The organism is Rhodopirellula maiorica SM1 (assembly GCF_000346295.1).
GTDB classification, from domain to species: Bacteria; Planctomycetota; Planctomycetia; order Pirellulales; family Pirellulaceae; genus Novipirellula; species Novipirellula maiorica.
Genome location: NZ_ANOG01000571.1, coordinates 1 through 11909 on the forward strand (window position 1 = coordinate 1; position 11909 = coordinate 11909).

The following is an 11909-nucleotide window of genomic DNA, read 5'->3' on the forward strand; positions in this document are numbered from 1 at the left end:
AGCGATACCAATACCGCCCACCGTCGACCTGTTGCCTCCGGCGGGCGATGTTTTGGCTCCGACCGATCTGCTTGGTGTCATCAATGATGATCTGCCCAGTGGAGTGTCATGGACCTTAATGCTCGCACCTGCGGATCCATCCTTGGGCGAGTGGTCCCGTAAAATCGCAAGCGGTAACGGACTGGTAACCACCGCCACGGCGCTGGGCCAATTCGATCCCACGATGCTCGCCAATGGCTCCTACCGTTTGACGCTCTCGGCCACTGATGCAGGTGGCCACACCTCTAGCGATAGTGAAATCGTCAATGTCGACGGCCGTCTAAAACTCGGTAATTTTTCATTGTCATTTACAGACCTTGAAATCCCCGTCGCTGGCATCCCAATCACGATCCGCCGCAGTTACGACACGCTCAGCGCGGACGTGATTGGCGACTTCGGTTATGGCTGGAGCCTCGAAGTTGTCCAGCCAACGCTTTCGGTCGACTACTCCACTACGGGAGCACCTTCGTTTGGACCTGGACGTTCCTACCCGACCTTCATCAACGGTACCCGTGTCACCGTAGTCACTCCTGACGGACGTGAAGAAGGATTTACTTTCAATTGGAAACAGGTTTCCGATGGGTATGCCGGAATTGGCAAATCGCAAAGCTGGGGCCCAAGCTTCATTGCCGATTCGGGCAATCAATATGAATTGATCGCCCCGAATAACGGATCCTTATTCCGTCGACTCTCTGATAACGGTCCGTTCCAAGATGATTACGGCAATCTCTATTCGGCGCTTTCACCTTACTTTGGCGGAGCCTTTCAACTGAAAGAAGTCGGTCCAGGAACTCGTGGCTTAAACTACACCATCAGTGCCGAAACGATGACTGGCACTCGCGTCGCGGACAAATACGGGAACGCGCTGCGGTTCAGCGACGATGGAATCAACGCGGTGACAGTGGACGCCAATGGCAACGAAACCGATCGTAACCGCGGCGTCACCTTCGACCGTGATTGGCTGGGGCGTATCACCACGATCACCGATCCGGCAGGCGAGTCGCTGACATACAAGTACGATTCCGCCGGTCGTTTGATCAATTTTTACGATCGACGCGCAACCGATCGTTTGAACGATAGTGATCCGCTCAACGATTACCAACCAACCAAGTTCCAGTACACGCTTGGAAATGATCCAGCATTTGAAACGATTCCGGGTGTGCAAAACTACCTCACACGCATCATCGATCCGCTGGGCACTACCGCCATCCAGGCCAACTACGATTCCGTAAGCGGTCGGCTGATCTCGTTGGTCGATGCCGATGGAAATCCCGCATCGCTCGATTACGACATCGAGGGATTGAAAGTCACCAGCACCTCATCCTCTGGCTCGACCGAAGTTAGCGTCGATAACTTCGGCAATCCAATTCGCAGCGTTGACGAACAGGGCAATATTATGCTCACCGAATACGCCGATCCCCAAAAAGGATTGCCGAGCAAAGTCACCCGTGTTGTTGGCGATCCGGATACGCCCGCAGAGGTCGCCGCAGGCATCGGCGACGATCTAACGACTCGTTACTCGTACAACCAATGGGGACAAAAAACTAGCGAAACCGATCCACGCGGCAACACCACCAGCACCATCTACGACAGCCAAGGCTATCCACGCCAAGAGATTGATGTCTTTGGCAACGCAACCACCTATTCGTTCTGGGAAGGCCAGCTTTACGGCACAAGTGATGCCGATGGTAACTCGACCTCATTTAGCTACGACGCCTTCGGCAACGTTAGCGGTATGACCCAATCGAACCCCGCTGCTGGCACCTCAACGTCGACGAGTTTCGTTTACAACACGTACGGCGACCTCGTCAGTACCACCGATGCGGATAACAACACCCGCACAATTGCTTACGACAATCTTGGACGTCAAACCGGCACATCGTTCGTTTGGAATGATCCACTTGGGATTCTTCCCAATCAAACACTGACCACCAGTGTCAACATGGGGCCCGATGGCAACGTCGATTCCTCGACGGATGCTCAAGGACAAACCTCTATCACGCTGTACGATGCCCTAGGGCGTGCCTACCAGCAGATCGATGCCAATGGCCGCGTGAGCGAGACCGTCTATGATAAACGCGGACTGGCAATTGAAACGCGAAGCGAAGGGGTGGATGAGCTTGGCAACGTGGTGCAAATGGTCTCACGCACCGTGTATGACACCTCAGGTCGCGCGATCTACTCGACTGGATCATTCCCGATCGGTACTGATCCGTCACAGATTACCGGCACACACACGATCTACGATGCCGAAGGACGAGTCGAAAAGTCCGAACAATTACTCGGCGTCGATATCGAACTCGTGGGTCAAGCATCCAACCTGTCATCGGTCCTGGCTTCCGCTGGTTCGGTGATTTCCTTCTCCTCGAGTGTCTATGATGATGCAGGCCGCGTCGTCGAAACCTATAGCGACACGGGGCTGCGATCGCAAACGCTGTATGGCCAATTTGGTGAGGTGGTTGAATCGCGTAACGAAGTTCCGCCTGCGTCGGGTGAGTCCCCATCGGCGGGCCACTGGATGGTCAGCCGCACGATTTACGATTCATTAGGTCGAGCGGTGATCTCGACCGATCGGTTCAAGGTGCCACTCGACACGCCGCTAGGCGAAGACCCGATCAGTGGTCCAGTGCCAACACAAATTACCAAGACAATCTACGATACGCGTGGACGCACAACCGCAACGGAACAGTACACCGGTGCCACGGTCTCTCTGACTCAGTTAAATACTCCCACTCTCCCCTACTCACCCGCTCCTATACTTGCCTCCTCTGGTACGCTGGATTCGGTCAGCGAAACGCTCTACGATGCTGCGGGCCGTGTGTGGCGAACGATCTCCGCACGAGTTCCCTTATCGACGCTCTCCGGCGTTGCGCTATCGCAAGCCGAAGCTCTCGAGGATTACCCGGTTCACGGATCGGGCACCGATCCCTACGCCAACTTTGATCCTGCCAACTACGGGCTCCAGACTGGCGACAGCCTCTCGCCAGGCATCATCAGCGATTCTTTGTTCGACACACGTGGTCGGCAATATGCCTCACTAGGTCAACCTCTCCCTGCCGCCGGTGTAGGCCTCGATCTAACCCTTTCACCCTTCACACTTCCCTCTTCAAACTTCTTAGTGCGACCGCGAACCGAAACGATCTACGATTCACTCGGCCAAGCCAGCGTCCAGCGAAGCGGGCTCGCTCAGGTGGAATCGACGACCGGTGTCTTCCAAAGCGTCTACGATGCCGACGCAGTCGATACGAAAACCTACACCGATGCCTTAGGCAATGTCTACCGCAGCGAATTCATTACCGGAGGTACCGTCAGCTACAACTCGACTGAGAAACGCACGGAACGTGTGGGTGCCAGCGTCCACTCCTACACGCTCACTCGCTTCGACAGCGAGAATCGTCCGGTTGCCGAAATGCAACAAACCGCCGGCGCGGTCACTGCCGTTTGGTCCGAGACCGAAAACAGCTTCGTGATCGATGGCACTTCCACCCCCATTCCCACCAAGTTGTATGTTTACGACGCGGACTATCGGCTGGTTGCCGTTGAACTGCCCGCAGTCGCCAATCCACTCAATTCGAACGCTGTGGAGCGGCCTCGCTACGAATATGCCTATAACGCCCAAGGCAACCAAACCCTGATCCGCGATCCGCTGGGACGTGAAACCCGCTTCTCCTTCACCGACCGCGGCCAGCAAGCAACGCGTACTCTGCCGCTCGGATTTGGCGACGATGGTGTCTTCGGCACTGGCGACGATCCCACCTTCACCGATCCCTATTCTGGCTCTCCTCTACCGTTATCGGGAGACGGACCTGGAGGACGGGCGGGGGCGCCGAACACCTTCACGGAAGGTTTCACCTATGACGAACGAGGTCGCCAGCGGCTACACGTTTCCTTCGAAGGCGTCGTCAGCGAGAACATTTACGATGATTTCGGACGCCTTACCTTCGTCAACTATTATGCGGATCAAACGGCGCTTGCTGGCAACACCATCTCGGAACGTTGGGGCTACGAGTACGATTCGTACGGCCGCAAGTCCGCCGCCATCCACTCCGTCAATAGCGGCGGCAGCTTCACGGTCGACCGCGTCGAAGAAACCTTTTATGATGAACGTGGCCGAGTCATCGCGGAATCCAGTCCGGAAGGGGTTCTGGGTTACAGCTATGACGCACAAGGCCGATTGAGCAGCACGGCCGTATTCGCAGCCGGTGATGATTTTGAAATCGATGATCCTGAACGAGTCACTAGCTATCGCTATGACCTGCTCGGTCGTTTAGTCTCGGTCCAAGAAGACAGTACGCCAGTGAACACCAGCGACGACCCGCAGTTGCAAACCGACTACGCCTTCGACCTCGCTGGCCGCATGGACACCACCACCATCAGCGATCCGAGCTCGGGCGAGTCCGTTACTAGCGATTACGACTATGATTCGCTGGGGCGTTTAGATACGCAAACCGACACGGACGAAAACAGCAACGTGTTGGCCGACTACGATTACACAGTGCGTGTCGATGGAAAACGCACCGCATTGGATGAGACCTTCTGGTTCGATGCCGATGACGACGGCGTTGTTGACGCGGGTGAACAGAAAACCACGAGCTACGACTGGACGTACGACGAGGTCGGCCGGTTAACTGATGAAGTCATTGACCACTGGGACAACAACTTCGATCAAACCGAAAGTTTTACGTATGATCTGACCGGCAATCGCATCCAACTCGATCGCGATCACGGTAACAACGGTGTCGATCAGGTCATCACCTACGACTACGACGCCAACGATCGGCTGTTTAACGAGATACTCGACGATCTTACTGCGACCAACGCCGACACGACGACCACTTATGGTTACGATCACACTCAGCAGACCAGTAAGACGGTCACAGCGAACAGCGTCACAATCAGCGTCCAACATTTTGCATACAACTTGCAAGGCCGCATGTCGGCCGTCGTCAACGAAGGCTACACCAGCGGCACGCTCTCATCGCGTGAGCGGACTAGCTACGGTTACGACAGCAAGTCCTACCGAGTCTCGACAGTTACCGAGACCGGTACTGCATCCGGAACAATCGCTGGTGAAACTTGGACACTACAATCGTCAACCGAGTTCTTGGCCGACAGCCACAATCATACCGGCTACACGCAAATCATCCGCGAAACCAAAGTCGAAAACGGTCACACGCTGATCACCGACTACACCTTCGGCAGCGATGAAATCTCCCAGCGCGTCCACGGTGCAAAAGCCGATGGTACACCCGTCGATGAAACGCTCGTCTTCGGCCATGACGGCCACGGCAGCGTGCGAGTTCTCTACGACATAGCCGCCACCGGTGCCAACCTAATTGAGCAAATCCTCACGTTCGCCGCCTACGGTTCGATGCTTGCGGTTCACAACGCCACTGGAACACTTCTCGGCACGAACGAATCGTTCGCCAAAACGTCACTCGGCTACAGCGGCGAACACTTCGACGCCAAGGCCCAACAGCAGTACTTGCGTGCCCGATTCTACAATCCGACGAACGGTCAGTTCAATCGGCTCGACCCGTTCGCGGGCAACACGCAAGACCCGCAGAGCTTGCACAAATACGCCTATGTGCATGGTGATCCAATTGGGAATGTCGATCCTACGGGAGAATTTTCTCTAGGTGGAATGCTCGCGTCGATCGCTATTGGGTTTGGTCAGGTGGCACAGGAACTGACATCAGGGGCGCTCATAATTGGCTTGTTGGAGACTGGCGGAAAGGCGGGTTTTGCAGCCCGTGACGCTGGGCTGCTTATGATCGCAGAGGGCAGATTTGACGTCGGCTTCATGTTGTTTAATCTGGGATCCCGAATTGCAAAGCTAACTCTCGATGTGATCGACATAGTTGATACGGCTATTGGTTTTCTAACGCTCGGCGCGGCTGCGACGATCGCGGGTTATGCATTGGTCAAACACGGGCCTGAGCTAGCGGATAACCTCTTTAGTCTAGCCAAGAATTTTCGTTCAAAACGAAAGCCTGGCCAGGTGAATCTTGGGCTGTGTTTTGCCTCTGACACTGTTGTCACGACCGCCGAGGGCAAAAAGGCGATCTGCGACATCGCGGTGGGTGAACGCGTACTAAGTTACGACTTTGGGAGTTCCGGGTGGAGCTACAACAGTGTCACGAATACGAGCGCATCCCAATACACCGGCAAGCGAGTTAAACTTTCGGTAGGTGAAACGCATATCGAATGCACTGCTTACCATCCGTTCTGGGTGGTTGCAGGTGAAGATCTTGCGTCTCGACCAGTTCCTCGAGAACTGTGCAAAGGTGAAGACGAAGGACTTGGTACTGTTGGCCGTTGGGTGAACTCACACGATCTGCGAGTCGGCGATCAAGTGATGTCACCGAGCGGCGAAATATCGACGATAGAAATAGTCGAAGTAAATGATGTTGAGAACTTCAGCGTTTGCAATCTGACAGTGGAGAAGACGCACGTTTACACAGTCGGAAATTCCCAAGTTGTTGTTCACAACACATCGGGCTCAAGTATCGGCGGACAATTTCCTAGCTTTGGTTCCAGCAGGCTACGTCCAAATCAATTGCCTGATTCGCTTGCGGATGAGTTGGCCACAGCATCTGCGAATGGCGTAAGCCCAATAAAGGTCGGTGATCCGGGATTTGATGAAGTTGTCAATTCCGGGACCGTCAAATGGGCCGTTGATGAAGCAGGAGATCTTTGGGTTATACCAGCGGTGAAGAACGGCGAAGAAATTTCGCACGCCGTACTTGTCGGTGGACGCCCAGTTAAAGCAGCCGGACAAGCAGACGTCGCTGGGACTCCTGGAACGTATCTTGGCCTAGACATCACGCCTCATAGTGGCCATTACAACAACGGTGCTTCAGCTGCCGACAATGCAGAAACTGTGGCGATCGGCATTGAAGCGTTTGGAAAAACCGGCATCACATTTTAGGCGAACGAACATGAAACAGGAAATCAAGCGATGGACAATCGCACAGCATGGAATTCTTGATCTGGACAACGTGCAGGCTCTATTTGGAAAAGAGGTAAAGACGCACGTTGCTTCGCGAGAATATCCTGCTGGAACAAAGTTCACGGGAGTAATGAAGAGGTGTACTTGCTTTGTAGTATCTGGCGAATGCGAATACCGCTTCGCTAACACCGAGTTCCGACTTTCTGAAGCCGAGTGGACGGAGCTCGAGGCAGGGGATTATCAGTTCGCAGTAGTTGGAGACTCTCCTGTGAAGCTTATCCTTGCGTGGTTGCTTGTGGCAGAGTAAATCGGAAGGAGAAGTCTTACGGTGTCAGGGAAGCTTCGCTAGGGTCAGACTTGGGAGGGGTCGCTTCGCTGGGGTCAGACGCGGGATTCGGGATTCAAGATCAATCGCGAGTCACGAAGTGACCGCAGCGACGACACGACGTCGTCGCAATCTTCGGCACGATGCCGCCACGCGCAACTTGCAGACGGGATTCGCCGAAGACACGGCGATCATGGACGATCGCCGCATGACGGGCCGCGGTGCCTGGATGGCAGTCGGGGCGGAGGGCAGGATGCCCGGAGCCACGACCGGCGCAGCCGCCCAGCGGCCAGCGAAGGCGTGCCAAGCGGAGGGCAAGGAGAGTGAGGGGGCAGGCTCGCGCCGGGGTCAGGCCTTGTGTTCGGTGTTCAGGTGAAGTTGAAGTTCAATATTTGCAGCCTCTTGGCGCCACCGCGAGGACTCCTTGTGCCGTTGTTCCGCTCGACGGACCAGATTCGATACACTGTCCACGCCTGACAGACCAAACCTCGTCCCCAACTCTCGTAGAGTGTCCGGCGACCATCGTCGGCATAGCCAGGCCGCCAGGCCGCCATGTCGCGGCCCGCTGCGGCGCTTCGGAACACAGCGTAGTCCGCGCAGAGATTTAAGTGGATGTACCGACTCAGTGTCCAGTAATAGCCCGCATCTTCAACCAGAATGGCGTTGTAGCGTCCCTGATAGAGATGTCCGGTTCGCTGGTTCGGTTTGGCATACCAGTTGGCATACCCGGAAAGCCAATGCTGCATGCCGCGAGCCAAATTGGGCTCGGGAGGTTGGATCAGGGCATGGATATGATTGGGCACGAACACACGTTACCATTTGATGTTGCGTCCGCTTGTCGATGAAGAAATTGATGTAATAACAATTGCCTGCACCTGCGTTAAGTGGCGTTGCAACAGGGGAATGGTCGGGAGCCGTTTTGGTTGACTGGGGGAACTGGCGGCGGTAGGTTGGTTTATCAATTCCAGTTTCGGAGCTTGATCGATGCCCATAACTCCGCATTCCGACTTTTCCGATGAGTTCTACCTTGCTCTGAATCGCGGAAACGGGCGGATGCCTCTATCTCATATGCACGCCATCTACGAAGTTTTTGATCGGGCACTCGATGATCAGCTCCACAAGTATCCTGTCGACTTGTTCGCCTATCAAATACACGAAGGCAAATAATGGATGAAGCTGTGACTACCGATCCCAGTGCAGCAGAGCAATGGAAACTTCGCGTTGAGACCCTCCGACGAAACCAATTTCGTCGACAAGGGAACCTTCGGGCACTTCGCACATTGCCGCGATTGAGCAGTGATGCGATTTTATGTGTGATGGTTGTCTATAACGAGACACTTCGTTTGCCAGACACGTTGCGGCATTACCGAGAAATCGGCGTCGATCGGTTTGCGGTGATTGACAACTTGTCGAATGATGGAACCGTTGAGTATTTGCAACAACAACCCGATTGCGATATCTATCAGATGGAAGACGAATTTCGCAACTCCGCAGGTGGAGCGGGATGGCGATCCGGTGTGATTCACTCTTTCTATGGTTGCAATCGATGGGTGATCATCACAGATGCGGACGAGCATCTTGTCTACGACAGTTTTGAAACCAAGTCGTTGCGAAATTTGATCCAACATCTCGAAGAGCATCATCTATCGGCATTTCCTTGTTTAATGATTGATATGTACTCCGAACGGGGAATTCTAACAGCGGTTCATGAGCCTGAGAGGCGGTTGTTAGACACTTGCCGTCAGTTTGATGGAAGTGGCTACTCTCAAACCTATGTCGAGATGACTCCAACCACGCCAGCTTGGGTTCGGTGGGCAGGTGGACCTGCAGAGCGATATCTAAATGCTCCACGCGGTTGGCTTTCCAAGGTGCCGCTGATGTATTGGGAGTCCGATTCGTGGAGTATCAACCCGCACGTTGCCTATCCGTTTGAAAAGAATTTTTGTGAACCCTGGGGTGGTTTGATGCACTTCAAATGGCTCTCCGATTTTGCAGATCAAGTCAGCATCGGGGTTGCTCGCAATCAATACGCAGAGAATTCAAAAAAGTACCGGCTGTTCCAGCAGGCAATTGCCCAGCATGGCGATTTAAATTTTGTCAGCGAGCGGACACAAACCTACGAGTCCTCGCAGTCGATGGTCCGAACAGGGCTTGTTAGTAAGATTTTCTGACGTTGGGCGGCTTGGGAAATTGCCGCAGGATCGGCGACGAACCCACGCTCTTAATCTTGGGGGGATTCACGTCCAAACGGACCATTCAAGTTGTGCGTTCTGAGGCGAGATCTCCAACAACTTAGTCACATCATCGAAACTAGCCCCGCCCAAATTGATAACCCAATTGGGAGTGACACTGGAATACGCCGCTCCACCGATCTGTATTCCCATGAAACGGCGCATTCCATGCGGTTCATCAACCCGACAAAACGTTGTTCCAGCATTAGGGAAACGCAAGTCTTGGTATCGTTGCGACACGCTAAGACGCTGTTGGATTCTTTGGCGTACGATCGCATGTGGGGATGGCGTGAACTGTAACATGGCCCCCAACACGACCCATTCGGGATGCTCGTGAAAAATCGACTTGCGGTACCCAAACACGCATTGCTCAGCCGATAATCGCAGTTCAGCCTTTTTTAGCATGTCGAATACGTCGACGTAGACAACAGCTTGGGAGATCGAAAGATTGAATTGTTCGCCTCGCCCCGCGTTCATGTAAATCGCCCCACCTAACGTACCCGGAATCGAAGCAAAGTATTCAAGACCACCAAGATTGGCACGGCCAAGAGTGTTCACGATGCGCGGCATAAGGCATCCAGTCTCAACATAGCAGCGGTCTCCAATCACTTGAAAGCCGCGACAACTTTTCGTGCATACTACAGGAATGTCGATTGGATGATCGGAAACCAAGAGGTTTGAACCGTTTCCAAGCACTCGGCAGCAATCGAGTTGAACCAGCAATTCAACCAATGATGGAAGGCTCTTCGGGTGTAATTGTTGCGCCCGGCCTCCAATTTTCAGTGTCGTGTGGTCGATGAGAAAGCTGATATCTCTGGTCAAGTTCATTACAAACGGCTTTCCATTGGTTCATGTGGTCATCGCACTTTTGGGCAATTTCGTCGTAGGGCCATTGCTCCCGAACTCGCTGAATCGAATGACCCCAACACGCCTCGGGAAGGTCAAAGTCCGCAACGATTTCGCGGGATTTTCTACGTCGATCTCGGATGAGACATGGTGTGCCACCACGTATGCATGCTAAAAGGCTATGGGTTCGGTAGACAACAGCCGAGCTCATTTCCCGATGGGCGGCAAACCAAGAAATTGGATCCAGTTGTTGGTTGTCAATTTCCCCGTCGACCAAGTCAAAACAAACGTCGGCATCGAGGCCGATAGCGGGGGCCTGAAAGTGGTAGGCAAACGTTGGGTCGGGTAGAATCCCGGCGAAATCGATATGCAATTGCCTTAGGTTGTTCGCCGTGTGGCGGTCGCGAACATAAATCAAATCAAACCGGATAAGCAAGCGTTGAATTTCACTTTGCAATGCTGCAGGACAACTAGTGAAACTGGTCGGTCCACTCGACACCGCCAAAGCAATCAGCGGGATCTCTATTCGATCGCCGAAAAAATGATTAGGAAACGTAAACAGGTATGGATACTTGAATCCCGAGTGAGAAAATTTCCATACCTCGTCACTTCCAACAAACAAATGCGAGTAATTCGAATTGACATGGGCAGCTATATCGGCAAATTCAGAATACGGTTGCGAAAGCGGCAAATCGCTTTGGAAACCGCTAGATCCTGATCGGGTTTCGGCTTCCAGTCGACGCTCAAATAGAATGCCTTTTCCACCCAGCATCTTCAAAAGACAGTATCCCTGCAGTAATGCCCCTTCGTTTGCTTGGTTGTCAAAGATTGTCGCTAATCCAATCATCTCTTCTCAGCTAATTAGGGTGGCGAACTGCTTCATAGTATACGCCGAGCAGTCGACAGTGTAACGGATGTAAGCACTATAGGTGTAACCGTCCGAAAGGCGGTTTTCGCGGCCGACTTGTGTTGAGCGGCTTGGCGAACGATTCGAGTCAGTGGCATTAGCGATTCCGTTTGCAACACACCGCACCCGCGTCAGCAAATTTTTTTTGCAAATGACTGTGCAATCAACCATCTGCCATGCGATGAATTTTGAATTTTTACGCGTCAATATTATTTTCTTTGTTTGCACCTCAGGTGCGACTACGGACGACGATAAATAAGTACAAACCAGACAAAGTTTTCAAGTAACTAAATCTTTTTGATTTTCTCGCTACATATAGGTGATGGTGGCTGTTGTAGCTGCTGGTGTTTACCTATTCCTCTTTTTTGAGACGGAGGTGCGACGGTGTCGCATGTGGTGCAGATTCAGACTCAGGTTCGAGACGCTGCGGCGGTTCGGGCTGGGTGCAAACGACTGAAGCTCGATGAGCCAGTCGAAGGCGACGTGAAGCTTTTTAGCGAGACCGTCACCGGGCTCGCGGTTCAGCTTCGTGATTGGCGGTATCCGGTCGTGTTCCAAACGTCGACCGGTGAAACCAAGTTCGACAACTACGAAGGCCATTGGGGCAAG

The 11909-nt window shown here is 53.5% G+C and carries 7 protein-coding genes and 1 pseudogene; 5 read left to right on the forward strand and 3 right to left on the reverse strand.

What is annotated here, in order from left to right; all coding sequences use genetic code 11:
• The first annotated feature begins 52 nt into the window (after window positions 1-52).
• Together RMSM_RS18130 and RMSM_RS18135 are read left to right on the forward strand one after the other, a co-directional pair.
• The gene (locus tag RMSM_RS18130; RefSeq protein ID WP_236622194.1) at window positions 53-6970 is read left to right on the forward strand and encodes an RHS repeat-associated core domain-containing protein; all 6918 of its coding nucleotides are present in this window, start codon (window positions 53-55) and stop codon (window positions 6968-6970) included.
• A gap of 10 nt (window positions 6971-6980) precedes the next feature.
• On the forward strand, window positions 6981-7298 hold the full coding sequence (locus RMSM_RS18135; protein WP_040767893.1) for a cupin domain-containing protein: 318 nt from the start codon (window positions 6981-6983) through the stop codon (window positions 7296-7298).
• A 386-nt stretch (window positions 7299-7684) separates the two neighbouring features.
• Here RMSM_RS18135 and RMSM_RS39925 read toward each other — a convergent pair whose 3' ends face one another.
• Window positions 7685-8119: a transposase gene (locus RMSM_RS39925; protein WP_160168315.1), complete on the reverse strand. Its 435-nt coding sequence runs from the start codon at window positions 8117-8119 to the stop codon at window positions 7685-7687.
• Between the two features lie 181 nt (window positions 8120-8300).
• Between RMSM_RS39925 and RMSM_RS39930 the strand changes: the two genes are divergently transcribed.
• Together RMSM_RS39930 and RMSM_RS18150 are read left to right on the forward strand one after the other, a co-directional pair.
• The gene (locus RMSM_RS39930; protein WP_144057753.1) at window positions 8301-8483 is read left to right on the forward strand and encodes a hypothetical protein; all 183 of its coding nucleotides are present in this window, start codon (window positions 8301-8303) and stop codon (window positions 8481-8483) included.
• The gene (locus RMSM_RS18150) at window positions 8483-9487 is read left to right on the forward strand and encodes a glycosyltransferase family 2 protein (RefSeq protein ID WP_008699403.1); all 1005 of its coding nucleotides are present in this window, start codon (window positions 8483-8485) and stop codon (window positions 9485-9487) included. Before RMSM_RS39930 ends, RMSM_RS18150 begins: the two co-directional genes overlap by 1 nt.
• Before the next feature lie 66 nt (window positions 9488-9553).
• Here the strand turns inward: RMSM_RS18150 and RMSM_RS18155 are convergent, their stop codons facing one another.
• Together RMSM_RS18155 and RMSM_RS18160 are read right to left on the reverse strand one after the other, a co-directional pair.
• Entirely contained in the window at window positions 9554-10375 is an 822-nt protein-coding gene (locus RMSM_RS18155) for a UDP-N-acetylmuramate dehydrogenase (protein ID WP_081614218.1), read from the reverse strand.
• Window positions 10272-11240 (reverse strand): polysaccharide pyruvyl transferase family protein, encoded by a 969-nt coding sequence (locus tag RMSM_RS18160; RefSeq protein WP_008699407.1) that lies wholly within the window; start codon window positions 11238-11240, stop codon window positions 10272-10274. Before RMSM_RS18160 ends, RMSM_RS18155 begins: the two co-directional genes overlap by 104 nt.
• 444 nt (window positions 11241-11684) lie before the next feature.
• On the opposite strand from RMSM_RS18160, the pseudogene RMSM_RS18165 reads away from it, so the two are divergent.
• Window positions 11685-11909, forward strand: a pseudogene (locus tag RMSM_RS18165) (hypothetical protein); the annotation flags it as partial.

Excerpts from the sequence above, each read along its gene's own strand:
- RMSM_RS18160 (WP_008699407.1), bottom strand. The coding sequence starts at position 11,240 with ATGATTGGATTAGCGACAATCTTTGACAACCAAGCAAACGAAGGGGCA.
- RMSM_RS18150 (WP_008699403.1), top strand. The coding sequence starts at position 8,483 with ATGGATGAAGCTGTGACTACCGATCCCAGTGCAGCAGAGCAATGGAAA.
- RMSM_RS18155 (WP_081614218.1), bottom strand. The coding sequence starts at position 10,375 with ATGAACTTGACCAGAGATATCAGCTTTCTCATCGACCACACGACACTG.
- RMSM_RS39930 (WP_144057753.1), top strand. The coding sequence starts at position 8,301 with ATGCCCATAACTCCGCATTCCGACTTTTCCGATGAGTTCTACCTTGCT.
- RMSM_RS18135 (WP_040767893.1), top strand. The coding sequence starts at position 6,981 with ATGAAACAGGAAATCAAGCGATGGACAATCGCACAGCATGGAATTCTT.